Source organism: Pontimicrobium aquaticum (assembly GCF_005047595.1).
Classification (GTDB): Bacteria; Bacteroidota; Bacteroidia; order Flavobacteriales; family Flavobacteriaceae; genus Pontimicrobium; species Pontimicrobium aquaticum.
The window spans coordinates 425,328-449,814 of sequence record NZ_SUPL01000002.1; the positions used below are offsets into that span (position 1 = coordinate 425,328).

Consider the following 24,487-nt stretch of genomic DNA (forward strand, 5'->3'; position numbering starts at 1 on the left):
AAAGATAATTTAAATTAGGATAAATCTTCCTTAATTTTATCAATCAATTCTTCAGAATTCTTATACATGATAAACTCTCCATTTTTTATATAAGATATTTGTCCAGTTTCTTCCGAAACTACAACTGCAAGTGCATCTGTTTTTTCGGTAATACCAATAGCAGCACGATGCCTTAAACCAAAACGTTCAGGAATGTTTTTTTCGTTATTTACAGGAAGGATCACACGTGTGGCTTTAATAATATTATTCGCAATAATAATGGCGCCATCGTGTAAAGGGCTATTTTTAAAGAAGATGCTTTCTAAAATAGGCTGTGTCACTTTAATATTCATTTCGTCACCTGTTGATACTAAAAAGTCAAGATTATTGTTGCGTTCTAAAACAATTAAAGCACCAGTTTTTGAGCTTCCCATTTTCACACAAGCTGCTACAACAGTTTCTGCTTCTGTTTCATGAATAACTTGAGTTCTTAAAAAATTTAAACGTTTTGTTAAACCACTTTTTGAGCCAATATTGGTTGAGCCAATCATAAGTAAAAATTTCCTTATTTCTGGTTGAAATACCACAATTAAAGCAATTAAACCTACACTCATAAAGCCACCAAGAATTTTGGTAAGCATTTTCATTTGCAGTGCATCAACCAATAAAAAGATGAGGTAAATAATAACAATGCCAACAAATATATTAATGGCAACGGTTCCTTTAATGAGCTTGTAAACATAGTAGAGTAGGAGTGCTACTAATATAATATCGATAACATCTAGAACAGTGAATTTTAATAAATCGTCAAATATTTCCAAATTTAGGTGGTGTTTTAAATTTTAATAAATATACTTAATTGTAGATGAATTCATCATTAGATATAACAATGGGTAATTGATCTAATGAAAGTATTTGAGATTTTATATTAATGTATCCTTGAATTGTAAGATTTTCATCAAAGGTTAATACTAGTTTTTTTTCAGAATGTGTTTCAAAATAATCATTTAAAGAAGCTATAGAATCGTATCCCTTACGCATGTCATGAAAAGGACTGATTATTCCATTTTCATATACTCTTATATAAATTTCAGAATCATTGTTAATTTTAGTATTTAGACTTTTAAAATAATTAACATCCGTAAACTCAATAAAAGACAGGTTTTTCAAGTCTGTATTGTTGCATGTAAAGTAGTTTTGAAAACTATGCTTTTTATCGCCTTGTCGTTTTTCTTGTAAGTACTGTAAGTGAGGTAAAATTTGTTTGAGTGTTAAGCGTTTATCAATATTTACCAACCAATTAGTAGCACTAATCATGTTTCTTCGGTTAAACTCTACACTATCTGTTTCTTCATCATAGAACATATATACAGGAGATACGTCAACAACTTCAGTGATGTCTTTATTGGTGGTTTCTGGTAGTTGCACAACACGCTTATTGCATGAAGTGAATAAACAAAATGCAAAAACTAGAGTTATTATTTTTTTCATTTATTATAGTAATAAGTCTGTATTAATTAAATTGATTTGTAAGCTTTACACATTCCACAGCTTCTTTAACATCGTGTACACGTAATATATTTGCACCTTTTAGTAAGGCTATAGTGTTTAACGATGTTGTACCATTTAAGGCTTCGTTTGGATTGGTGTTTAATAATTTATAAATCATGGATTTTCTACTCACACCAACAAGTATTGGTTGCTCTAACATGTTTAGTAATTCGAGTTTATTTAATAACGCATAATTTTGCTCTAATGTTTTAGAAAAACCAAATCCAGGATCTATAATAATATCATGTATTTTATAAGCTCTCGCTTCGGCAATTCTTTCAGAAAAATAATAAATAATGTCTTTAATTAAGTCGTTATAATCCGTATGCTGTTGCATGGTTTGTGGTGCGCCTTTCATGTGCATCATGATATATGGAACTCCTAATTCGCCAACAGTTTCAATCATTTTATGGTCTAGTTTCCCAGCAGAAATGTCATTAATAATAGCTGCTCCAGTTTCTATGCACTCTTTAGCAATTTGACTTCTAAAAGTATCAATCGATAGGTTGATGTCTGGGAATTTTGCAACAAGTAATTTAACTATTGGAATAATGCGCTTTAATTCTTCAGTTTCACTAACATGATCTGCTCCAGGACGAGAACTATATGCGCCAACATCAATAAAGGTTGCACCATCATTTAGCATTGATTCTACTTGATTTAAAATAGAAGCATCATTTTTGTGGCGTCCACCATCGTAAAAAGAATCTGGTGTGACATTTAAAATCCCCATGACCTTTGGTGTTGATAAATCAATAAGTGTTCCTCTGCAATTAATGGTCATTTATCGAGTATTCTGGGTTTTGGATTTACAGTTTTAAAATAAACTTTGAATAGTTCTAAATTTAAGCGAAATTTACGCAAAATTCAATTGACTTTATGCAAAATACTTCAAAACAATATGACGAGGTGATATCTACTTGTAGAGAGCTGTTTGTGAATAAAATGAAAGATTACGGAAGTGCTTGGAGGATTTTAAGACTTCCTTCTTTAACCGATCAAATATTTATTAAAGCACAACGCATTAGAGGGTTGCAGCAAAATGACGTTCAAAAGGTAGATGAAGGTGAAGTAAGCGAGTTTATTGGAATTATTAACTATTGTATTATGGCTTTAATACAGTTGGAAAAAGGTGTAGTAGAACAGCCAGATTTATCTGTAGATGAAGCTACAAAACTTTATGACAAGCAAGTAGCTATAACTAAACAACTCATGCAAGATAAAAACCACGATTATGGTGAAGCTTGGAGAGATATGCGTGTAAGCTCGTTAACCGATTTAATTTTACAAAAATTATTAAGAGTAAAACAAATAGAAGATAACTCAGGAAAAACCATTGTGAGTGAAGGTATTGATGCTAATTATCAAGATATGATAAACTATGCTATTTTTGCCTTAATTCATATTTCCGAACAAAAGTGATTTACCCATTAAAAACTATGACCTATGAAAATATTAGTTGCAATATCTAGAATTCTAGTTGGCGTTTTATTCATTATTTCAGGATTAATTAAACTAAATGATCCTTTAGGATTTTCATATAAATTACAGGAATACTTTAGTACAGATGTGTTAAACATTCCTTTTTTAGAGCCTTATGCTTTGGGAATTTCAGTTATTGTAGTTGTTTTTGAGGTAGTGCTAGGTGTGTTTTTACTCATAGGTTATAAGCCTAAATTCACAGTCTGGAGTTTATTTGGAATGATAGTGTTCTTTACGTTCTTAACTTTTTATTCAGCTTATTTTGATAAGGTAAAAGACTGTGGTTGTTTTGGTGATGCTTTAAAATTAACACCTTGGGAAAGTTTTACTAAAGATGTTATTTTATTGGTGTTCATACTGATACTTTTCTTTGGGGTAAAACATGTAAAACCTGTGTTTACAAAATTGCCAACTACTGTTATTGCTTTAGTAAGTTTTATTTGGTGTTTATGGTTTGGATATCATGTATTAATGCATTTACCTTCGGTAGATTTTAGAGCTTATAAAATAGGTGATAACCTTATTGAAAACATGACGATGCCTGAAGATGCACCAAAAGCTATTCAGGAATTTACATGGACATTTAATGTCAATGGCGAAGAAAAGGAGTTTGTAACAAATGGATCGTACCCAAGTGTTGATGGTGAATATGTTGGAGTTGAAACTAAGATTATTAAAGAAGGCTATCAACCACCAATCTTAGACTTTTCTATAGAAACCGATAGTGAAGATGTGACTCAAGAAATGTTGGCCGAAGATAAGCTTATCATGATTGTATCTTACAGCTTAGACTCAGCTGAAAAAGAAGGGCTTGCAGCTATTATGGACAAAGCTAAAGAAGCTGCTAGTAAAGGTTATAAAGTAATAGGGTTAACAGCTTCAGGACCAGAAGCTAAAGAACGAATAAAAGCCGATTATAATTATGATTTCGATTTTTATTTATGTGACGAAAAAGCATTAAAAACAGTAGTTCGTGCTAACCCTGGTGTACTTGAATTAAGCAAAGGTACGGTTTTGCAAAAAGTACATTGGAACGATATAGATGACCTTAAACTTTAATATTTGCTAAATTATTTTTTAAATAAAGCATTTTACGCCTTACTTACACTATTTGGAGTAGTCACGGTTATTTTCTTTTTATTTAATGTGCTTCCAGGAGATCCAGCCCAAATGATGTTGGGTCAAAATGAAGATAGTGAACAGTTGGCCATTGTAAAGGCTAAGTATGGTTTTGATAAACCCATTGCGACTCAGTATTTATATTATTTAAACGATCTGTCTCCTGTTTCTTTTCATTCAAATAACGAAGACGATTACACGTATTTAAGAGATAATAAATACTCGGTTAGCAAACTATTTACAATTGGTAATACAACAACTGTTTTAAAGTACCCTTATTTAAGAGAATCGTTTACCAAACAAGGAAAAAAAGTAAGTCAAGTGCTAGGTGAAACACTTCCTAATACGTTTGTGTTAGCAGTTTCAGCTATTATAATAGCCATGATTTTAGGATTGCTATTAGGAGTGGTTTCAGCTCAGTTTAAAGACACTTGGTTAGATAAATGTATTCAAATAGCAAGTACCTTAGGTATGAGTGTGCCTTCGTTTTTTAGTGCCATATTATTTGCATGGTTCTTTGGGTTTTTATTGCATGAATATACCAATTTAGAAATGACAGGAAGTCTCTATGAATTAGATGATTTTGGAGAAAAAAATACCATCCAATGGAAAAACTTAATCCTTCCAGCTATTGTATTAGGTATTCGTCCATTAGCAGTAGTCATACAATTAATGAGGAATTCACTACTAGAGGTAATGAACCAAGATTATATTCGTACAGCGAGATCAAAAGGATTAAGTGAATTTCAAGTTATTAAAAACCATGCTATTAAAAACGCATTAAATCCAGTGGTAACAGCTATTTCAGGATGGTTTGCATCCATGTTGGCAGGAGCTGTTTTTGTAGAGTATATTTTTGGCTGGAATGGCTTGGGGAAAGAAATTGTAAATTCATTAAATACTCTGGATTTACCAGTAATTATGGGTTCGGTACTAATAATTGCCTTAATGTTTATTGTAATAAATATTTTGGTAGATATAATTTATACGTGGTTAGACCCAAAAGTTAAATTGCAGTAACAAAAATACAAGAAAATGAGAACTCAAATAGTAGCAGGAAATTGGAAAATGAACAATGATTTACCAGAAACAGAAGCACTAATATCCAATTTAAAGAGGCAAACAAAAACGTCGCATGCAGAGGTAATGGTCGCACCAACATTTGTTAATTTATACCATGCTTATGAAGCACTAAGAGGATTTGATATTGAAGTCATAGCACAAAACATGCATTTTGCAGACAATGGAGCTTTTACTGGAGAAGTAAGTGCTAGTATGCTGGAGAGTGTTGGTGTAAAAACAGTTATTTTAGGACATAGCGAGCGTCGTGCATATTTTAACGAAACAGATGAAGATCTTGCTAAAAAAGTGGATACTGCTCTAAAAAACAATATGAGAGTCATTTTTTGTTTTGGAGAAGAACTAGCAGATAGAAAATCTCATAACCATAAAAAAGTGGTTGAAACACAAATTAAAAACGCTTTGTTTCATCTTCCTGATGATGCTTGGAAAAGTATAGTGTTAGCTTACGAACCCGTTTGGGCAATAGGTACAGGTGAAACTGCCACACCTGAACAGGCTCAAGAAATGCACGCTTTTATAAGAAAGACTATAGAAGAAGATGCATATGGAATCGACATAGCAAACAATGTGTCTATTTTATATGGCGGAAGTGTAAAACCTAACAATGCCAAAGACATATTCTCCAAACCAGATGTAGATGGTGGTTTAATTGGAGGCGCATCGCTTAATGCTGAAGATTTCTTTAAAATTGTCAATGCTTTTTAATATGTCTAACACAATTTATATAGGTTATTATTTTACTGTAGAGCCTACAAATCAAGGTGTAGAAATTTTGATTGCCGAATTAGGCTACGCAGGTTTTGAGAGTTTTGTGGAAACTGAAAAAGGCGTTACAGCCTATATTCAAAAAGACGATTGGAACGAGGCGATTTTAGATAACGTTTATATTTTAAAATCCCATGAGTTTAAAATTAGTTACACATTCGAAGACATAGAACAAACCAATTGGAATGAAGAATGGGAAAAGAATTTTAAACCAATAGTTGTTGATGATGTGTGCACAGTAAGAGCACCTTTTCATGATAATCCAAAAACGAAGTATGATATCGTCATAGAACCTAAGATGAGTTTTGGAACTGGGCATCACGAAACTACACATATGATGATTCAGCATATTCTAAAAAATGATTTCACCAATAAATCTGTGTTAGATATGGGTTGTGGTACAGGCGTTTTAGCGATTTTAGCCGAAATGAAAGGAGCTACAAAAATTGATGCCATCGATATCGATAACTGGTGTTACTTAAATAGTTTAGAAAATATTGAACGAAATAATAGTAAACATATTTCGGTGTTTGAAGGCGATGCAAGCCTTTTAAAAAACAAAACCTACGATGTGATAATAGCTAATATTAATAGAAATATATTATTAGCCGACATGCATGTTTACGCAACTTGTTTGCATAAAAACGGACAATTATTTTTAAGTGGATTTTACAAGCATGATATTCCAATAATTGAAGAAGAGTGTTCTAAATATGGGCTAAAACTTGAAGAAAGTTTAGAAAGAAATAATTGGGTATCACTAAAATTTATAAATTAGTATAAAAATTACTCGATGAGTATAAAAGAAAAAATATTAGAAAAAACTTCAATAAAAGAAGAAGAAGCTAAACAAAATGAGATCGTATTATTTAATGATGATGTTAATACCTTCGACCATGTAATAGATACGCTTGTTGATGTTTGTGAACACACGCCTGAACAAGCAGAACAATGCGCAATCATTGTTCATTATAAAGGTAAATGTACAGTAAGAACTGGTGAATATGATGATTTGGAACCACGTTGCTCAATGCTGCTTAATGCAGGTTTAAGTGCCGAAATAGTTTAGTTATTCATTCTGCCAACAGCACAGCTTACAAACGATTTCGCTTTTTTTGTCAACGGATTATTTTCGCCTGCAATTGGGTAGCCTAGTTTAGAAAGTAAATCTGTAGCTTTAGTTAAATCTTTATCTTCTTTATAATTAAAAGTAACAGTGTCGTTTTCATTACTTACTAATACATTGTCAATAGTATCAAGTGTACTTAATCTAGTTGTAATGGTGTTTGCACAACCACCGCATTTTAAGTTTTGTATATTTAAAGTAACCTTCATTATTATAATTGTGTGTTTATGCAAAGATACAGCTATATATCATTATAGGTGGTAATAATTGTTACCTAGAATAATAGTTTTATTAAATCTAAAAATAAAGTTAATAAAAGCTAAGTATTTTGAAAATTTAAGTTTGATTGCTAATTTGCGTTTTTAAAACCTAGCATAACTTTTGAAAAAATATAGTAGTAAAATAGCCCTATTTCTATTAGTTATTGTGAGTGCTTTTATGTTAAGTATAAAATCTAATGCTCCTAAGAATAAAGAACCAGAAGCTGTAGAAAACAAAAAACTAGTCAAAAATAATACCTCTATTTTAGTTGAGTATCACGATGCAGTTGATACTAAAAAGGTCACCAATAAATTAGATTCGCTTTTAAAGCACATCAACAAGAGGCACGATTTTCACGGAGCATTACTAGTGGCAAAAAACGGAAAAATTCTGTATGATAATCAAATTGGTTACGCGGATTTTAGAAAGAAAAAGATGTTAAATAAAACTTCGGTTTTTCAATTGGCTTCAGTAAGTAAACAATTTACAGCAGCAGCAATTATGTTATTGCAAGAGCGAAATCAAATTAAGCTTACTGATACTGTAAACTGTTATTTTCCAAATTTCCCTTATCAAGGCGTGACCATTAAAAACCTATTAAATCATACAGCTGGATTGCCAAAATATTTTTGGGTTGCAGAACATAAATGGAAAAAAGATAAAGCTCCTACCAATAGTGAGATGATGACATTGTTAGAAAATAGTGATGTATTGAGGTATTTTAAGCCAGGGAGAAATTTTGATTATTCTAATACTGGCTACATGGTGTTAGCATCAATTGTTGAGGAGGTTTCTGGTGTTAGTTTTAGTGATTTTGTAAAAAAGAATATTTTCGATCCGCTCGAAATGAAAGACTCGTTTGTATATAGTTTTGAGAATGATAATGTCAAAGAAAATCAATTAATAGGATATAGATTGTATAGAGGTTGGAGGCATCTAAAAATTGGTGGTACAGTAAATGACGCCATTGTTGGAGATAAAAACGTATATGCTACTAGTGAAGATTTATTTAAATGGACATATGGTCTAAATAATGGAAAATTACTTTCTAAAGCGTCTTTAGATTTAATGTATTCTAAAGGAGAAACAATTCACGGACGAGAAGTTCCTTACGGTTTTGGGTTTAGAATAAATACTAACGATGAAAAATCCATCTATCACCATGGGAAATGGAATGGATTTAGTACTGGTCTTACCCAATACCCAGAAGATGATTTAGTGGTTATTGTTCTTGAGCATACAAGCTATAATGCTATAGCATCGCTAAGTAAGAAAGTTAAGAACATTGTTCTTGAAAATTTTGAGTCTTAAAAGGTGTAGTCTGTTTATAGAGGCTCTCTAAAGAGTATATTTAATTAGATGGGTTTTGATACTAGAACTGGTTTTGAAAAAGTAAGATATATAAAGCTCTAAATTTATTAAAAGGTGCAAATGCAACAATAAAAAAGCTTTCAATTTCTTGAAAGCTTTTTTATTGTTGTGACCTCGGCAGGATTCAAACCTGCAACCTCTTGAGCCGTAATCAAGTGCACTATTCAGTTATGCTACGAGGCCATTTTTGTGGGTGCAAATATATTTTATTTTGTTACAATCACAAAATTAAGTATAAATTTAATTACTTTTCACCTATGAATAGAATTGAAGACTTTATTAGAGATATTCCTAATTTTCCAAAAGATGGAATTTTGTTTAAAGACATTGCACCATTATTGCAAAGCCCAAGAGGTGTAGAGATGTGTCTAGAAGAGTTGCTAAAACTAATTGGAGATCAAAAAATTGATAAAGTAATTGGTATAGAATCTCGAGGCTTTTTCTTTGCAACGTTACTCGCTCAAAAGCTTGATGCTGGTTTTATTCCTGTTAGAAAACCTGGTAAATTGCCATATAAAACATTGTCACAATCCTATGCATTAGAATATGGAGAAGATGCAGTTGAAATACATATAGACGCTATTAAAAAAGACGAAAGAATTCTTATTCACGATGACGTGCTTGCAACTGGCGGAACAGCTCAAGCTGTTTGTAAATTGGTTGAAAAATTGGGAGGCAAGATAGTGCAATGTAATTTTATTATGCAGCTTAGCTTTTTAAAAGGTAAAGACAAATTAAAAGAATACAATGTAAAATCGGTTTTAGAGTATTAATCTAATGCTCTTAAAGTTATAAACGCTCTCCAACCAATGATTGCAAGTTGTAATTTACTTGCTTTCGAAATATCTAATTGTTTTTTAGTAAAACTTGGTAATACTACCTTGTTTATTTTGGCTAAAATTTTAAAAACTTGCTTTTTCATTTTTTAAGAATCTAAAGCAAAAGTAGTAAAACTTATTCTAGACTAAGTTCTACTTTTGTTGCTTCTTTTTTTAGTAGATAATTGCAATGACGATTGCAATTATAAATTTAGCAAGTGTTATCATGTTTTTTTTGTTTTGATGATTGATTAAAATTCTAACTCGTTTTTCTTTTGTTTTTCGAATATAAAAGTTTGCTAATCGTATTGCCAAACAGATGATTAAAAAATGATATAATTAACTTTAAATTAGTAAGTATATTTATGATTACTATTGCATTATTACTACTATTGTCTTGATGATAGTTATGATATGTAGTTATAATAAGTTGCAATTGTTTTAATATGTAATATTTGAAGAAGCTTTTTGAGAGCTTTTTAAAATCTGTAGGCAAAAAAAAGTCTAAATATGCCCTTTTTTTACACTTTCGTCTTTTTTTTGAGGTATCTACTAACAAAAAAGGTGCTCATTAATTGAGCACCTTTTTTATTCAAAACTTTGACTAAAAAGTTAGTTTTTACTTTTCTTTAATGTTATTTCTATAACACCGTCTTTACCTTTTTTACCGTATTTTTCTTTGGCAGAACTGCCTTTTAATACAGTCATGGATTCTATTGAGTCTGGATCAATATCTTCCAGTATTTTGTATTTAACAACTTTATCGTCAACAACTACTAAAGGCTTTTTCTTACTATCACTAGTAAAAAACATCGTACCTCCATTTTTTCCTATTTTGGTAATTGTTTTGCCTTTACTATCGCCTTTGTTTATCCAAATATTACTATTGCCATTTCCAGTAGATTGTATCTTATAAACTTTTCCATCGTCAGATTTAAATGAGATGTTTTTACTTTCTATTTTCATCCTTTCTTTGATGATATTACCGTCTTCCTCTTTTTTAATGAACATAACATCTCCGTTGTCACCCTTTTTTTCTTTTAATTCAATTATTTTATTATCATTTCCAGATGTAACAAATATGCTTTTACCTTCTCCTTTACCTTTAGATTCAATAATAACATTTCCTTTTAACTTATAAGAACCTCTACTTGACTTAACTGTATCGGCATGAATAATTTCATATTTTTTTCCTTTACTTCCTGAGATTACAAAAACATTTTCGTCTTTATTACCTTTTTTTAATTCACTTACTTTATTTCCATTTTTAATAATAATTGTATTATCGCTTTCAATTATTTCGTGTTTACTCTCATGTTCATCATGAACACTATATGCAAAAGTATTACTTCCTTTTCCAGTTTTCTTTATTTTAGTAAACGTATGGTTGTCGCTATGTAGTAAGTTATAAGAATTTCCTATAGAAATGGAATCGTCATTTGCGTTGTAGGTAATTTTAACTGTTTTTATAGCTGAATCATTACTTATTGAAAAATTAGCATTAGAATTATCAGATTTAGCTTCAATTTTTATAGAAGTAATTTTGTTGTCGCTATCTCGATTTACGCCTTTTATTTTTAATGTAACACCATGCTTTTTAAGCTTTGTTACTAAGTTGTCTAAATCAGCATCAGTAAATGTACTTTCAATAAAATAAGCAACAATGTCTTGGGTTATTAGCGAATTAGTTTTTACTATTTTATTAGTGGTTTTTGTAGCTACAGGTTTGTTGTTAGTCATTAAAGTTTTTGTATTGCTACTTGTGGATGCAATAGTTTCTGCCTTTTGTGATATTGCTGAAGGTTCTTTTTCTTGCGTTTCAGCTTGAATATAAATTTCTTTAGTATTAAAACTCATTAAAAATAAAACCAAAGCTGGTAGTACTAATAAAAATTTTAACTGGTTTCTTTTGTGTGATTTGTTTTTGTGTAACATAACAATTCGTTTTTTGATTGATGAATTATAAAAATTATTTGTAAGTGCCACTTGGTAGTTTGGCACGCTTGTTTTAAGTAATAAATGTTGATAGCTTTTTTTACAATTGGTGTTTGCTTGCGCATTTTTGTCTGCAATAAACTCTAAATTTTGTTTTAAATCCTTCTTGTAAAGCCAAACCAAAGGGTTGAACCAAAGAATAATCCCTGTTAATTCTGATAATAAAATATCTATAGAATGTAGCTGTTTGGCGTGTACCTTTTCATGTGTAATAATTTGTTTTAACTCAGTATTATCAAATTGATTAGGGTTAAAAACAATCCAATTAAAAAATGAAAAAGGAGATATGGCGTTTTTGGTTATTACATAAATGTAAGAAGCAACACGCTGTTTTGTGCTTTTTAATAAGAGTATTATTAATGAACTAAATTGTAAAAGAAATCTTCCTAAAAAAAATGTGACTCCAGCTAAATATAAATACGATAGTATCGTTGTTATTGGTATTGTATTTTCTGTCGTTGTAGCTTCCGATATTAATTCGTTGTAAACATTGTTACTTTTAATTATTACAGGCTCTACCATAATGTATTTAGATATTGTTATTAAAGGCAAAATGAAAGCAGTTATTAAGCCTAACAATAAGAAGGATCTATTTGACTCAAAAAATGTCTCGCGATTTAATAGTAGTTTATAGCATGCATAGAATACTATTAAAATAGCACTTACTTTTATAAGATATTCCATAATTACTTCTTGTTTTCTATCAAATTAATAATCTCTTTTAGCTCCTCCACACTTATTTTTTCTTCTTTAGCAAAAAAGGAAACAACATTCTTATAAGAACTATTAAAATAGTTATCAATAGCAGTGTTAAAGAAACGTTTTCTGTAATCCTCCTTTTTAATGATGGGAAAATATTGATGCGTTTTACCATAAGCAATATGATCAACATAACCTTTGTCTTCTAAATTTCTAACAATGGTTGATAAGGTGTTGTAATGAGGTTTGTCGTTAGTTATTTCTGCAAGAATATCTTTTACAAAAGCTTTTTCAAGCTTCCAAAGTACCTGCATAATTTCTTCTTCTTTGTTTGTGAGTTTCTGCATTATTTAGAAATTTTCCTTTTATTTGATTCAAACATATAACTATTTTTATAGTTATACAACTGTAATTATAGTTATTTAACGAAAAATTTAGTTTTTATTGTGATGTTTTAAGAAAAATAGAAGAAAATACTACTAAGAAAGAAATCTTATTATCTTCGCAAAAATTTTGTTAATGAGCTTTGTTTGGGTTATTCTTGGGTTTATGTTGCTTGTCATTGGAGGTGAGTTTCTGGTTAGAGCATCTGTAGCACTTTCGTTTAAACTAAGTATATCTAAGTTTGTTATTGGTATGACGGTTGTATCGTTTGCAACGTCAGCACCTGAACTGCTAGTGAGTCTTAATGCAGCACTGTCTGGATCGCCAGCTATAGCTATTAATAATGTGGTTGGTTCCAATATAGCAAATATTGGCTTAGTTTTAGGTATTACAGCTATTGTAGGTAGTATAGCGGTAGATAAAACATTCTACAAGTTGAATTGGCCATCCATGATGTTGTTCTCTATTGCATTGTACTATTGCTTATATAATGACAATCAATTAATTTTTTGGGAAGGATTACTATTGTTTTTTGCTCTTATAGCATTCTTGTATATTTTATTAAGACAAGCAAAAAAGGATACTGCAGTTGAGGAGGTTGATGAAACTTTAGCAATCGTCTCTTATTTTAAAATCACGCTTTGGTTGCTCATTGGTGGAGCTGCTCTATATTTTGGCTCCGAGTGGTTGGTAGATGGAGCAATAAATATGGCGAGTATTTTTGGTGTAAGTGAAGCTGTTATATCTGTGTCGGTAATTGCAATTGGAACAAGTGTGCCAGAGTTAGCTGCTTCGGTTATTGCAGCTGCTAAAAAAGAAAAGGCAATTTCTTTGGGGAATTTAATTGGCTCTAATATTTTTAATATAGGTTCAGTACTTGGGCTTACATCTATGATAAAAACAATTCCAATTACAGAGCCACAAATTCTTACCAGAGATATTTTTTGGATGATAGCATTCTCTGCTGTTTTAATTCCACTAATCTTAATTCCAAAACAACACCAAATTAGTAGGTCTAACGGATTTGTACTCCTTTTAGGTTACGGAATGTTTATTTTTCTAGTATTTACCCAATAATTTTAGGGGTTATTAACCAAAACAATAGTTATTGTTCATAATTAGCCCTAATTTTTTGAGGGTATGCTGTCTTGTCTTGTTCTTTTTTTATAAATTTGCCCTTTAATTTTAACTAATTCATACAAAATAATTAAAATGTCAACGCTAAGATTTCACGCAGTAAAAGAAACCCTTACTAGAAAGCCCTTGAAGATTGAAGAAAAAGAACGTCGTTCATCAATTTTTGGTTCTAATGTTTTTAATGAGGCTACAATGCGACAGTACCTTACAAAAGAAGCTTATAAAAGTGTTATGGATGCTGTGCAAAACGGCTCTAAAATAGACAGAGGAGTGGCAGACCATATTTCAACAGGAATGAAAGAATGGGCAATCTCTAAAGGAGTAACGCACTATACACACTGGTTTCAACCTTTAACAGGGGCAACTGCCGAAAAACATGATGCCTTTTTTGAGACTATTGGTAATGGTTTAGCTATTGAGAAATTTGGTGGTGGACAGTTGGTGCAACAAGAACCTGATGCGTCTTCATTTCCACATGGAGGTATAAGAAATACTTTTGAGGCACGTGGTTATACAGCTTGGGATCCAACATCACCAGCATTTATTTATGAAACAACACTGTGTATTCCTACAGTATTTGTGTCTTATACAGGTGAAGCGTTAGATTATAAGACGCCTTTGTTAAGAGCATTACAAGCTGTGGATAATGCAGCTGTTTCAGTGGCAAAATATTTCGATAAAAATGTAAAAAAGGTTAATGCATCTTTAGGTTGGGAACAAGAGTACTTTTTAATAGATAGTGCTTTAGCGGTTTCTAGACCAGATATAACATTAACAGGAAGAACATTATTAGGACACTCTCCAGCAAAAGGACAGCAGTTAGACGATCATTATTTTGGAACTATTCCAAACCGTGCTATGTCGTTTATGCGTGATCTTGAAACTGAATGTATGCTGTTGGGAATTCCTGTTAAAACAAGACATAACGAGGTAGCTCCTAATCAATTTGAATTAGCGCCAATTTATGACGAAGCTAATTTAGCGGTAGATCATAACTCATTGCTTATGGATGTTATGGATAAAATTGCTGAACGCCATAATTTTAAAGTATTATTTCATGAAAAACCATTTGCAGGAGTTAATGGTTCTGGAAAACATAATAACTGGAGTTTAAGTACAGATACTGGTGTTAACTTATTAAGTCCTGGAAAAACACCAATGAGCAACTTACAATTCTTAACATTTTTTGTAAACACTATTAAAGCTGTTCATGAATATGAGGAATTAATAAGGGCTTCAATTGCGAGTGCTAGTAATGATCATCGTTTAGGTGCAAACGAAGCGCCTCCTGCAATCATTTCGGTATTTATAGGAGAACAATTAACTAAAGTTCTGAATGATCTAGAAGGAGTTACAAAAGGAAAGCTTTCACCAGAGGAAAAAACAGATTTAAAATTAAATGTAGTTGGTAAAATCCCTGAAATTCTTTTAGATAATACAGATAGAAATAGAACATCTCCTTTCGCTTTTACAGGTAATAAGTTTGAGTTTAGAGCTGTCGGCTCTACTGCAAACTGTGCAAACCCTATGACAGTTTTAAATACAATCATGGCAAAGCAATTAATAGATTTTAAAGCAGAAGTTGATGCTTTGATTGATAAAAAGGACATGAAAAAAGATGATGCCATTTTTAATGTATTGCGTGAATATATAAAGACTTCTAAAAACATTCTTTTTGAAGGAAATGGTTATAGTGATGAGTGGCAAAAAGAGGCTGAGAAAAGAGGGTTAAGTAATAATAAAACAACACCAGAAGCTTTAAAAGCTAAAATATCTAAAAAAGCAATTAGTTTATTTGAAGGAATGAATGTGATGAATAAAACTGAGATTGAAGCGCGTTACGAAATTGAAGTTGAAGAATATGCTTTAAGAATTCAAATCGAAGGTCGGGTTTTAGGTGATATTGCCAGAAACCATGTTATACCAACAGCTGTTAGATATCAAAACATTTTAATTGAAAACGTTAGAGGTCTTAAAGAGATATATGGCAAAGACTTTAAAAAGTATGCTAAAGAGCAGTTAGAGTTAATACAAGATATTTCTACACGTATTGAAGCTATCAACTCTGGTGTAACAAAAATGACTAATGAACGTAAAAAAGCAAATGTTATTGAAGATTCAGAAAAAAGAGCAGAAACATACTGTACTAAAGTGAAGCCTTGTTTTGACGAAATACGTTATCACTCTGATAAGCTAGAGTTGTTAATAGACGACGAGCTTTGGCCATTAACAAAGTATAGAGAGTTGCTTTTTACAAAGTAATCTCCATTTTGCTAATAGATAAAAAAGCCTCATAATTGAGGCTTTTTTATTACAATATGTTGAAAACATAAAAATTATTGACTACGTATAATTACGTACTTTTTTAGTTTTTTATATTAATATTGAGTAGTTCAGCTAATTATTCTACAATTTATCGAAATTAACAGAGTATTCCTACGTTTGTGTTTCAACAGCTTAAAAAGAGTGGCTTATTTTCATTAAATTTGTATTGCTATTAATCTATTATTTTTAAAATGAAGAAGTTACTACTAAGTGTTGCGGCGCTTATGGTCGCAACCCTCTTGTTTTCTCAAGACGACAAAGTTGACACTAAAGAAAAAGTATCTCAGGATAGTTCTGTTGTGTTGGTTGACGATAGAAATTTATCATCATAGTCTTGCTTTAATTAAGAGTGTTTAAAAGCTTTAATTAATACCATTGGTATTAATTAAAGCTTTTTTTGTTATATATCCAATATTCACTTTTACTACTTTAGTTAGTAAGCTTTTATTATATTGCGTTGCCTTAAATGTTACATTTTGAAGTAACTTACTTTTTAAAGCGATTGCTTAAGTGATAACGAAAACTAATTTGTTTAGCGTTTTTTGTCTCTTTCTTTCTTTATTATTTTTCTATAATATCAGCTATGGACAAGAAAAAGCAAAAAGCACTAAAATAAAAACTTTAAATAAAGGATATAATTCTGAAGTTAGAGGAACTAATGCATTATCAGTAGCTTTTGGTGCAGCAATAGCTAATGCAGATTATCCAGAAGCGCTCTTTGAAGTGAATATGCATGTTGCTTATAAACGTTTTTTGGGACCATATGTAAATATTAATATTGGTTACAATAAATATAACTTAGCTTTTAAAGATGTGTTTAATGAAGGCTTTATGTCTTTTGATGTAAACTTAGAAATTATCCCTTTTTCAAAGAATATATTTTCACCCTTTGTATATGCTGGAGGAGGTGTTAATGCGTCAAATTATTTTGTAACTACCGATACAAAAACTCAAGGAGGTGCGGGATTTGAAGTACTTATAAGTCCATCTGTTGGAGTAAAACTATTCGCAGAATATAATATGATGTTTACCGATGAACTAGATGGCAGGATATATGGAGCATCAGATGATGCTTTCTGGAGAGCTGCAATTGGTTTAAATTTTTATTTCGGAAAACGTGGTAAAAGAAGAAATGTTAATAAAAACGAACCAACTGTAATTAATTCTAACCCAATAATTCACTCAAAAAACTAAATACTTTGCTATTTTTGCAGCATCAAAAAACAACATTCCAAAATGAGTAACGAGGTTAGTAAAAGGTATGCGCAAAGAGGTGTTTCTGCTTCCAAAGAGGATGTGCATAATGCTATTAAGAATATTGATAAAGGTTTGTTTCCTAAAGCTTTTTGTAAAATAGTTCCTGATTATTTAACAAACGACGATGATTACTGTTTAATAATGCATGCAGATGGTGCAGGAACAAAAAGCTCTTTAGCTTATATGTATTGGAAGGAAACAGGCGATGTTTCTGTTTGGAAAGGTATAGCTCAAGATGCATTAATTATGAATATTGATGATCTTTTATGTGTTGGAGCTGCTGATAATATAATGTTATCATCAACAATAGGACGAAACAAAAACCTTATTCCTGGTGAAGTTATCTCAGCAATCATTAATGGAACAGAAGAGTTGATAACCGAATTAAAGGAATTTGGAGTCACTATTCATTCTACAGGAGGTGAAACTGCTGATGTTGGTGATTTAGTAAGAACTATTATTGTTGACTCAACTGTAACAGCTAGAATGAGACGTAAAGATGTTATCGATAATGCAAATATTAAAGCAGGTGATGTAATTATTGGCTTAGAAAGCTTTGGTCAAGCTACATACGAAAAAGAGTATAATGGAGGTATGGGAAGTAATGGGTTAACATCTGCACGACATGATGTGTTTCATAATTATCTAGCAAAAAAATACCCTGAAAGTTTTGATGCTTCAGTACCAAAAGAGCTAGTATATTCTGGTAATGTTAAGCTAACCGATGATGTTGTGGACGCACCTATTGATGCTGGAAAGTTAGTGTTATCACCAACAAGAACTTATGCTCCAATTATAAAATCTATTTTATCTAAATATAATAGTAATAGTGTGCATGGAATGGTGCATTGTAGTGGTGGAGCACAAACTAAAATTCTGCATTTTGTTGAAAATCTTCATATTATAAAGGATAACATGTTTTCTATTCCTCCATTGTTCAAATTAATTCAAGAGCAATCTAAAACAGATTGGAAGGAGATGTATCAAGTTTTTAACTGTGGCCACCGAATGGAGTTGTATGTATCTCCTGAAATAGCTAACGATATAATTGCTATTTCTAAATCGTTTAATGTTAATGCTCAGCTAATTGGAAGGGTTGAAGAGAGTAATTCAAAAAAACTTACAATAAAAAGCGAATTTGGCGTTTTTAACTATAGCTAATAAAACGACTTCTAAAAATGACTAAAATTTTAAAATTTCAATTCACCACAATTGCAATATTTTTTTGTGTAACTTTTTTAAAAGCTCAGCAAAATTTAGATTTAACGCTCTATCCAGAAGATTTTGTAACGACTCATTGGAAAGAGGTAAATACAGCTAGCCTAGATATAAGTGAAGTGGCTTTTGTTAATTGGAATTCGGGTGGTTCTAATTCAATCTCTGGTTTGCTTGGTTTAGAAGCGCAAAGAAATTACAAGAAAGATCATTTGGTTTGGGAAAATAGAGCTGTAGTGCGCTATGGTGTTAACAAGCAGCAAAATCAAAGTTTAAGAAAAACGGATGATATTCTTGAGTTAAAATCACGTTTTGGATTTAGGCAGGACACAAAATCAAATTGGTATTATTCAGCCAATTTTAGTTTTGCTACGCAATTTACTAATGGGTACAATTATTCGAATAGTGATTCAAGTCCAATTTCAAAATTTATGGCACCTGCTTATATGTTTTTGGGCGTGGGAACGGTTTATGGGGAGCATATAGAAGAGTTTAATGCATATTTATCACCTTTAACTTTAAAATCTACTTTCGTTTTAGATCAAAATTTAGCCGATGCAGGTTCTTTTGGTGTTACACCTGCAACATATGATGCCTTGGGGAATAAATTGACGGATGGTGAAAACTCTAGAAAAGAAGTTGGAATCTTAATGACGAGCTCTTATGAGAATATTTTAATGAATAATATTTCAGTTAGAAACTTAGTGAGCTTATACACCGATTACCTTAATGACTTTGGAAATGTAGATGTTGATTGGGAGATTAATTTTAAGTTTAAAGTAAACGACCATGTTCGTGCTACAATGGGTTCACATCTTAAGTATGATAACGATGTAAAAACAGCGGTAGTTGATGAAGATATGCCAGAGGAAACCATCGAAAAAGGAGCTAAAGTTCAGTGGAAACAACTGTTAGGTATAGGTGTTTTAGTAAATTTTTAACTCATAATAATATTATTAATATTTGTTAACTTTTTTTTGTTGATAAATTTTAAATACCTGATTTTCAATTTCTTATCAAAAAAACCTGTAAACTTTATGATTTAAATCATGTTTCAAGTTTAAATTTTTTACGTTCTTTACAACTATCAAGATAGAATGTAAAACATTTAAATTAATCCAACAACATGCAAATACAAACCCAACCTATTGTAAAACCTAAAACTTATTCCCAAGAAGATGCTTTTGAAGCTTCTGTTAAATATTTTAATGGCGATGATTTAGCTGCTCGTGTTTGGATAAATAAGTATGCCTTAAAAGATTCTGAAGGCAATTTATACGAACTCACTCCTAACGATATGCACAGGCGTATTGCAAAAGAAATTGCAAGAATTGAGTTGCGTTACCCAAATCCCTTATCTGAAGATGCTATTTTCGACTTAATCAAGGATTTTAAATACATTGTACCACAAGGAAGTCCGATGGCAGGTATTGGCAACCCTTATCAAATAGCATCACTTTCAAACTGTTTTGTAATTGGTAATGAAGGTAATTCCGATTCTTATGGAGGTATCATGAAGATTGACCAAGAACAGGTACAACTTATGAAACGTCGTGGAGGTGTTGGTCACGATTTATCACACATTCGTCCAAAAGGTTCTCCAGTTAAAAACTCTGCTTTAACATCTACAGGAATAGTTCCTTTTATGGAACGCTATTCAAACTCTACGCGTGAAGTGGCGCAAGATGGTCGTCGAGGAGCGCTTATGTTATCGGTGTCTATTAACCATCCAGATTCTGAAGATTTTATAGATGCTAAACTAGAGCAAGGTAAAGTCACAGGAGCCAATGTGTCTGTTAGAATTGATGATGAATTTATGAAAGCTGTAAAAACCAGCTCAACATACACACAGAAATATCCAATTTTCAGTAGTAATCCTAAGTTTTCAAAAACGATTGAAGCCAATAAACTTTGGAAAAAAATTGTTCATAATGCATGGAAATCAGCCGAACCTGGAATTCTATTTTGGGATACCATTATTAACGAATCTGTTCCAGATTGTTATGCAGATTTAGGTTACAAAACAGTATCAACCAATCCATGTGGCGAAATTCCGTTATGTCCTTACGATTCTTGTCGTTTATTGGCGATGAATTTATTTTCTTATGTTGAAAATCCTTTTACAGACAAAGCCACATTTAATTTCGAGTTGTTTAAAAAACATATTCATGTAGCGCAACGCATCATGGATGATATTATCGATTTAGAGTTGGAAAAAATTGATGCTATTATTGCTAAAATAGATGCTGACCCAGAATTAAAAGAAGTTAAAGCTACTGAAAGAAATCTGTGGCTAAATATTAAAACCAAAGCCAACGAAGGACGCAGAACAGGAATTGGTATTACTGCTGAAGGTGATATGCTGGCTGCTTTAGGAATAAAATACGGAAGCAAAGAAGGTAATGATTTTTCTGTTGAAGTGCATAAAACTTTAGGAATTGAAGCATATAGAGCGTCTGTTTACACAGCAAAAGATAGAGGTGCTTTCGCTATATTTGATGCAGAACGCGAAAAAAACAATCCGTTTATCCAGCGTTTAAAAGAGGCTGATGATAAGTTGTATTACGAAATGTTGGAACATGGTCGTAGAAACATTGCTTTGTTAACGATTGCACCAACAGGAACAACCAGTTTAATGACGCAAACGTCTTCTGGAATTGAGCCTGTATTTATGCCAGTTTACAAGCGTAGAAGAAAAGTTAATCCTAACGATAAAAATGTACGTGTGGATTTTGTAGATGAGGTTGGAGATTCTTGGGAAGAATATGTGGTGTTTCATCACAGATTCAAGCAATGGATGGAAGTAAACGGCATAGCTACCGATAAGAATTACACTCAGGAAGAACTCGATAAAATAGTAAAAAAATCACCATACTACAAAGCAACTTCCAATGATGTAGATTGGATGAGCAAAGTTAGTATGCAAGGTGCTGTACAAAAATGGGTAGATCATTCCATTAGTGTTACTATTAATTTACCTAACAATGCTACTGAAGAATTAGTAGGTAAATTGTATTTAGAAGCTTGGGAAGCTGGTTGTAAAGGAGTTACTGTTTATAGAGATGGTTCACGTTCAGGTGTATTAATTTCTAACGATGAAAAAAAATCAGAAGATGATGCTCAGGAAATGCTAACAGCATTTCCAACCAAACGTCCGCAAGTGTTGGAGGCAGATGTAGTTCGTTTTCAAAATAATAAAGAAAAGTGGATAGCCTTTATTGGGTTGATTGATGGAAAACCTTACGAAGTATTTACTGGTTTGGCTGATGATGAAGATGGCATTTTAATACCGCGTTGGGCAAACAGTGGCTTGATTATTAAAAACAGAAACGAAGACGGAACATCGCGTTACGATTTTCAATATCAAAATAAAAGAGGTTACAAAACCACTATTGAAGGCTTGTCGCATAAATTCAATCCAGAATATTGGAACTATGCCAAACTGATCTCAAGTACCTTGCGTCATGGAATGCCAATTGATAAGATTGTAGATTTAATCAATAGTTTACAGCTAGATAGCGAATCTATCAACACATGGAAAAATGGTGTGGTTAGAGCTTTAAAACGTTATGTGGAAGATGGTACACAAGCTAAAGGGCAAACCTGTACCAATTGCAATTCTACTAGCTTAATTTACCAAGAAGGTTGTTTGACTTGTAAAGATTGTGGTTCCTCTAAATGTGGATAGGTCTAACTTTTCTTTAGAGCTTCAGGAAATACATTAGGATCAAAATCCCAAAGCAAAGGCAATAAGTAATACGTAATAAGCGTGATTAATACCACGCTTATTACGTTCATTAATATGCCTGTTCTCATCATATCTGGAATTTTTAAATAGCCAGAGCCAAATACAATTGCATTTGGAGGTGTGGCTACTGGCAACATAAACGCACAAGAAGCTGCAACAGTTATTCCGACCATCAATGTAAAAGGATGGACATCTAAAACTAAGGCAATTGGTGCAATTACTGGAAGCAACATAGCTGTGGTTGCTAAGTTAGAGGTAATTTCTGTTAGGAAGTTAACTGCTAGAACTAATACAAATAACAATGCAAATAATGGTAAGTTATCAAATTGGGTTATTTGTGCTCCAATCCATTGGGCTAATCCGCTTGTTTTAAAACCTTCGGCTAATGCTAGTCCACCACCAAAAAGCAATAAAATTCCCCAAGGTAATTTTACAGCACTTTCCCAATTAATAATCTTTTTCTCTTTCCTATTTTTAGTTGGAAGCACAAACAAAATAGTTGCACTTACCATAGCAATAATGGTGTCATCAATGGCAGGAATAAGTTTTGAAATGAGAAATGAGCGAGTAATCCATAAAAAAGCAGTAGCTCCAAAAACAACCAAAACAGTTTTCTCTTCATAACTAATTTTCCCTAAGTTATTGAGTAGTCTTCTTATTTCAGCTTTACCTCCAGGAAAATCTTTTTGTGCAAATGTAAAGGCAATATTTGTTAGGTACTTCCAGCAAATAAATAGTAGTATTATAGAAATTGGCAAACCATAAACAATCCATTTGGAGAAAGTCATTTCAATGTTGTATTGTTCTTCTAATATTCCTGCAAAAATCAAATTTGGAGGTGTTCCAATTAAAGTTGCAATGCCACCAATGGAAGCACTATAAGCAATAGCAAGCATTAAAGCTTTTCCAAAAACTTTGTTTTCATCTTCTTTGGTGTCAGGTTTATCTTTTAACTGTAGTATTATTGCCATTCCAATAGGTAACATCATAACCGATGTTGCTGTGTTAGATATCCACATACTTAAAAACGCTGTTGCGACCATAAAACCGAGAATGATTTTACTCACACTTGTGCCTATAAGATTTATAACTGTAAGAGCAATACGCTTGTGTAAATTCCATTTTTCAATGGCAATGGCAAGTGTAAAACCACCAATGTAGAGAAACACATATTTATGTCCAAAGGCAGCAGTTGTTGTGCTTAACTCCATAGCTCCAGTTATTGGAAATAAAATAATAGGAAGCATTGCTGTAACTGCAATTGGTACCACTTCTAGAATCCACCAAACAGCAACCCAAAGCGTAGTGGCTAAAACAGCTATGCCTTCTGGAGATAAATCTTCAGGTTTAAAGAAAAGCAATGTAAAAGTAAATAACAAAGGACCTAAAATAAGTCCGAACTGTTTTAATGTTTTGTTTCGCATTAGTTAGTTATGTAGTAGCAAAATACAATTTTCTTGGTTAAGAATTAAGTTAAGCTACCTTGGCTTAAATATTCATAGTCTTTAAGCTCATTTATGTTATTTATTTTTTTTGAACAACCATTTTTTATTAAGTAAATATCATCAGAGGTTTCGATAATATGAGAGTACATGTGGTCTGTTATAATGATAGCTTTATATCTTTTTTCATGTATAATAATTTTCTTAATGCTGTCAACTTGTAAAGGTGCCAAATGTGAAAAAGGTTCGTCTAATAATACAATGTTACTATTACTTTTTAAAACTAGGTATATTTCAACAATACGTTGTTCACCACCAGATAATTTATTGACTTTAGTTTTTTTATATTTTTCAAAAGCCGGAAATTCTAGTATAAAGTCTTGCCAGCTCACATAAAAAAGTTTAAAAATGTTGATGAGTTTTAATTTGGGTAAGAATAAATGTTGGGGTAAGTACTTTACAAGTTTTGTTAAGTAAAGTGGTTTTAAAATGGGTTTATTGTCAATTCTTACTAACTTGTATTTTGGTTGAATATTCCCAAAAATAATATTAAGTAATGATGTTTTACCACAGCCATTACTGCCAAGAATACCAACAACTTTACCAGTTTCAGCTTTTAAGTATATACCATTTAAAATACGTTTAGAATTGTAGTTAAGCTCTACATTATCTATTTCAAGAATCATATAAATTCTTTAATAAGGAGTAGAAAGGTAATGGTTATTAAAAC

24 protein-coding genes and 1 tRNA gene are annotated in these 24,487 nt (G+C 31.8%); 15 read left to right on the plus strand and 10 right to left on the minus strand.

Annotation, left to right across the window (positions count from 1 at the left end; genetic code table 11):
* Window positions 1-14: 14 nt before the first annotated feature.
* From E5167_RS04775 to folP, 3 genes are read right to left on the minus strand one after another with little or no spacing between them, the layout of a single operon-like run.
* Window positions 15-800: a diadenylate cyclase gene (locus tag E5167_RS04775; protein ID WP_136841566.1), complete on the minus strand. Its 786-nt coding sequence runs from the start codon at window positions 798-800 to the stop codon at window positions 15-17.
* A 34-nt stretch (window positions 801-834) separates the two neighbouring features.
* Window positions 835-1,470, minus strand: coding sequence for a hypothetical protein (locus E5167_RS04780; protein ID WP_136841568.1), 636 nt, complete (start codon window positions 1,468-1,470; stop codon window positions 835-837).
* A gap of 22 nt (window positions 1,471-1,492) precedes the next feature.
* Window positions 1,493-2,314, minus strand: coding sequence for a dihydropteroate synthase (folP, locus tag E5167_RS04785; protein ID WP_136841570.1), 822 nt, complete (start codon window positions 2,312-2,314; stop codon window positions 1,493-1,495).
* Between the two features lie 95 nt (window positions 2,315-2,409).
* Between folP and E5167_RS04790 the strand changes: the two genes are divergently transcribed.
* From E5167_RS04790 to E5167_RS04815, 6 genes are read left to right on the plus strand one after another with little or no spacing between them, the layout of a single operon-like run.
* Complete coding sequence (locus E5167_RS04790) at window positions 2,410-2,952, plus strand: DUF1599 domain-containing protein (protein ID WP_136841572.1); 543 nt, start codon at window positions 2,410-2,412, stop codon at window positions 2,950-2,952.
* 24 nt (window positions 2,953-2,976) lie between these two features.
* Window positions 2,977-4,071, plus strand: coding sequence for a BT_3928 family protein (locus tag E5167_RS04795; protein WP_136841574.1), 1,095 nt, complete (start codon window positions 2,977-2,979; stop codon window positions 4,069-4,071).
* Between the two features lie 3 nt (window positions 4,072-4,074).
* On the plus strand, window positions 4,075-5,151 hold the full coding sequence (locus E5167_RS04800) for an ABC transporter permease (protein ID WP_136841576.1): 1,077 nt from the start codon (window positions 4,075-4,077) through the stop codon (window positions 5,149-5,151).
* 15 nt (window positions 5,152-5,166) lie between these two features.
* On the plus strand, window positions 5,167-5,919 hold the full coding sequence (gene tpiA / locus E5167_RS04805; RefSeq protein WP_136841578.1) for a triose-phosphate isomerase: 753 nt from the start codon (window positions 5,167-5,169) through the stop codon (window positions 5,917-5,919).
* Between the two features lies 1 nt (window position 5,920).
* Window positions 5,921-6,757, plus strand: coding sequence for a 50S ribosomal protein L11 methyltransferase (gene prmA / locus E5167_RS04810; protein WP_136841580.1), 837 nt, complete (start codon window positions 5,921-5,923; stop codon window positions 6,755-6,757).
* 15 nt (window positions 6,758-6,772) lie between these two features.
* Entirely contained in the window at window positions 6,773-7,048 is a 276-nt protein-coding gene (locus E5167_RS04815; RefSeq protein ID WP_136841582.1) for an ATP-dependent Clp protease adaptor ClpS, read from the plus strand.
* Here E5167_RS04815 and E5167_RS04820 read toward each other — a convergent pair.
* On the minus strand, window positions 7,045-7,314 hold the full coding sequence (locus tag E5167_RS04820) for a heavy-metal-associated domain-containing protein (RefSeq protein WP_136841584.1): 270 nt from the start codon (window positions 7,312-7,314) through the stop codon (window positions 7,045-7,047). The two genes, E5167_RS04815 and E5167_RS04820, sit on opposite strands and share 4 nt — an antisense overlap.
* A gap of 172 nt (window positions 7,315-7,486) precedes the next feature.
* Between E5167_RS04820 and E5167_RS04825 the strand changes: the two genes are divergently transcribed.
* The gene (locus E5167_RS04825) at window positions 7,487-8,677 is read left to right on the plus strand and encodes a serine hydrolase domain-containing protein (RefSeq protein ID WP_239021943.1); all 1,191 of its coding nucleotides are present in this window, start codon (window positions 7,487-7,489) and stop codon (window positions 8,675-8,677) included.
* A gap of 169 nt (window positions 8,678-8,846) precedes the next feature.
* On the opposite strand, the gene E5167_RS04830 is transcribed toward E5167_RS04825, so the two are convergent.
* A tRNA-Arg gene (locus E5167_RS04830) sits at window positions 8,847-8,920 on the minus strand.
* 74 nt (window positions 8,921-8,994) lie between these two features.
* On the opposite strand from E5167_RS04830, the gene E5167_RS04835 reads away from it, so the two are divergent.
* The gene (locus tag E5167_RS04835; RefSeq protein ID WP_136841586.1) at window positions 8,995-9,510 is read left to right on the plus strand and encodes an adenine phosphoribosyltransferase; all 516 of its coding nucleotides are present in this window, start codon (window positions 8,995-8,997) and stop codon (window positions 9,508-9,510) included.
* Here E5167_RS04835 and E5167_RS04840 read toward each other — a convergent pair.
* From E5167_RS04840 to E5167_RS04850, 3 genes are all read right to left on the minus strand, one after another.
* Window positions 9,507-9,659, minus strand: coding sequence for an SsrA-binding protein (locus E5167_RS04840; RefSeq protein ID WP_136841588.1), 153 nt, complete (start codon window positions 9,657-9,659; stop codon window positions 9,507-9,509). The genes E5167_RS04835 and E5167_RS04840 overlap by 4 nt on opposite strands.
* A gap of 508 nt (window positions 9,660-10,167) precedes the next feature.
* On the minus strand, window positions 10,168-12,234 hold the full coding sequence (locus tag E5167_RS04845; RefSeq protein ID WP_136841590.1) for a M56 family metallopeptidase: 2,067 nt from the start codon (window positions 12,232-12,234) through the stop codon (window positions 10,168-10,170).
* A gap of 2 nt (window positions 12,235-12,236) precedes the next feature.
* On the minus strand, window positions 12,237-12,596 hold the full coding sequence (locus tag E5167_RS04850; protein ID WP_136841592.1) for a BlaI/MecI/CopY family transcriptional regulator: 360 nt from the start codon (window positions 12,594-12,596) through the stop codon (window positions 12,237-12,239).
* A gap of 172 nt (window positions 12,597-12,768) precedes the next feature.
* Between E5167_RS04850 and E5167_RS04855 the strand changes: the two genes are divergently transcribed.
* From E5167_RS04855 to E5167_RS04880, 7 genes are all read left to right on the plus strand, one after another.
* Window positions 12,769-13,710: a calcium/sodium antiporter gene (locus E5167_RS04855; RefSeq protein WP_136841594.1), complete on the plus strand. Its 942-nt coding sequence runs from the start codon at window positions 12,769-12,771 to the stop codon at window positions 13,708-13,710.
* A 135-nt stretch (window positions 13,711-13,845) separates the two neighbouring features.
* Complete coding sequence (locus E5167_RS04860; protein ID WP_136841596.1) at window positions 13,846-16,032, plus strand: glutamine synthetase III family protein; 2,187 nt, start codon at window positions 13,846-13,848, stop codon at window positions 16,030-16,032.
* Window positions 16,033-16,286: 254 nt separating this feature from the next.
* Window positions 16,287-16,427, plus strand: coding sequence for a hypothetical protein (locus tag E5167_RS15370; protein WP_169301375.1), 141 nt, complete (start codon window positions 16,287-16,289; stop codon window positions 16,425-16,427).
* A gap of 196 nt (window positions 16,428-16,623) precedes the next feature.
* On the plus strand, window positions 16,624-17,289 hold the full coding sequence (locus E5167_RS04865; RefSeq protein WP_239021944.1) for a Curli production assembly/transport component CsgG: 666 nt from the start codon (window positions 16,624-16,626) through the stop codon (window positions 17,287-17,289).
* Between the two features lie 42 nt (window positions 17,290-17,331).
* Window positions 17,332-18,513 carry an AIR synthase related protein gene (locus tag E5167_RS04870; RefSeq protein ID WP_136841598.1) on the plus strand — a complete coding sequence of 394 codons (1,182 nt, stop codon included), beginning with the start codon at window positions 17,332-17,334 and terminating at the stop codon, window positions 18,511-18,513.
* Between the two features lie 17 nt (window positions 18,514-18,530).
* Window positions 18,531-19,508: a DUF3078 domain-containing protein gene (locus E5167_RS04875; protein WP_136841600.1), complete on the plus strand. Its 978-nt coding sequence runs from the start codon at window positions 18,531-18,533 to the stop codon at window positions 19,506-19,508.
* 185 nt (window positions 19,509-19,693) lie between these two features.
* The gene (locus E5167_RS04880) at window positions 19,694-22,255 is read left to right on the plus strand and encodes an adenosylcobalamin-dependent ribonucleoside-diphosphate reductase (protein ID WP_136841602.1); all 2,562 of its coding nucleotides are present in this window, start codon (window positions 19,694-19,696) and stop codon (window positions 22,253-22,255) included.
* 2 nt (window positions 22,256-22,257) lie between these two features.
* On the opposite strand, the gene E5167_RS04885 is transcribed toward E5167_RS04880, so the two are convergent.
* Both E5167_RS04885 and E5167_RS04890 read right to left on the minus strand, forming a co-directional pair.
* Window positions 22,258-23,739: an SLC13 family permease gene (locus tag E5167_RS04885; protein ID WP_136841604.1), complete on the minus strand. Its 1,482-nt coding sequence runs from the start codon at window positions 23,737-23,739 to the stop codon at window positions 22,258-22,260.
* A 44-nt stretch (window positions 23,740-23,783) separates the two neighbouring features.
* Window positions 23,784-24,443 carry an ATP-binding cassette domain-containing protein gene (locus E5167_RS04890; RefSeq protein WP_136841606.1) on the minus strand — a complete coding sequence of 220 codons (660 nt, stop codon included), beginning with the start codon at window positions 24,441-24,443 and terminating at the stop codon, window positions 23,784-23,786.
* Window positions 24,444-24,487: the final 44 nt, after the last annotated feature.

What these genes read in the sequence shown, in the direction of transcription:
- E5167_RS04780 (WP_136841568.1), bottom strand. Translation starts at nt 1,470, where the DNA reads ATGAAAAAAATAATAACTCTAGTTTTTGCATTTTGTTTATTCACTTCA.
- folP (WP_136841570.1), bottom strand. Translation starts at nt 2,314, where the DNA reads ATGACCATTAATTGCAGAGGAACACTTATTGATTTATCAACACCAAAG.
- E5167_RS04790 (WP_136841572.1), top strand. Translation starts at nt 2,410, where the DNA reads ATGCAAAATACTTCAAAACAATATGACGAGGTGATATCTACTTGTAGA.
- E5167_RS04795 (WP_136841574.1), top strand. Translation starts at nt 2,977, where the DNA reads ATGAAAATATTAGTTGCAATATCTAGAATTCTAGTTGGCGTTTTATTC.
- tpiA (WP_136841578.1), top strand. Translation starts at nt 5,167, where the DNA reads ATGAGAACTCAAATAGTAGCAGGAAATTGGAAAATGAACAATGATTTA.
- prmA (WP_136841580.1), top strand. Translation starts at nt 5,921, where the DNA reads ATGTCTAACACAATTTATATAGGTTATTATTTTACTGTAGAGCCTACA.
- E5167_RS04815 (WP_136841582.1), top strand. Translation starts at nt 6,773, where the DNA reads ATGAGTATAAAAGAAAAAATATTAGAAAAAACTTCAATAAAAGAAGAA.
- E5167_RS04820 (WP_136841584.1), bottom strand. Translation starts at nt 7,314, where the DNA reads ATGAAGGTTACTTTAAATATACAAAACTTAAAATGCGGTGGTTGTGCA.
- E5167_RS04835 (WP_136841586.1), top strand. Translation starts at nt 8,995, where the DNA reads ATGAATAGAATTGAAGACTTTATTAGAGATATTCCTAATTTTCCAAAA.
- E5167_RS04840 (WP_136841588.1), bottom strand. Translation starts at nt 9,659, where the DNA reads ATGAAAAAGCAAGTTTTTAAAATTTTAGCCAAAATAAACAAGGTAGTA.
- E5167_RS04845 (WP_136841590.1), bottom strand. Translation starts at nt 12,234, where the DNA reads ATGGAATATCTTATAAAAGTAAGTGCTATTTTAATAGTATTCTATGCA.
- E5167_RS04850 (WP_136841592.1), bottom strand. Translation starts at nt 12,596, where the DNA reads ATGCAGAAACTCACAAACAAAGAAGAAGAAATTATGCAGGTACTTTGG.
- E5167_RS04855 (WP_136841594.1), top strand. Translation starts at nt 12,769, where the DNA reads ATGAGCTTTGTTTGGGTTATTCTTGGGTTTATGTTGCTTGTCATTGGA.
- E5167_RS04860 (WP_136841596.1), top strand. Translation starts at nt 13,846, where the DNA reads ATGTCAACGCTAAGATTTCACGCAGTAAAAGAAACCCTTACTAGAAAG.
- E5167_RS15370 (WP_169301375.1), top strand. Translation starts at nt 16,287, where the DNA reads ATGAAGAAGTTACTACTAAGTGTTGCGGCGCTTATGGTCGCAACCCTC.
- E5167_RS04870 (WP_136841598.1), top strand. Translation starts at nt 17,332, where the DNA reads ATGAGTAACGAGGTTAGTAAAAGGTATGCGCAAAGAGGTGTTTCTGCT.
- E5167_RS04875 (WP_136841600.1), top strand. Translation starts at nt 18,531, where the DNA reads ATGACTAAAATTTTAAAATTTCAATTCACCACAATTGCAATATTTTTT.
- E5167_RS04880 (WP_136841602.1), top strand. Translation starts at nt 19,694, where the DNA reads ATGCAAATACAAACCCAACCTATTGTAAAACCTAAAACTTATTCCCAA.
- E5167_RS04885 (WP_136841604.1), bottom strand. Translation starts at nt 23,739, where the DNA reads ATGCGAAACAAAACATTAAAACAGTTCGGACTTATTTTAGGTCCTTTG.
- E5167_RS04890 (WP_136841606.1), bottom strand. Translation starts at nt 24,443, where the DNA reads ATGATTCTTGAAATAGATAATGTAGAGCTTAACTACAATTCTAAACGT.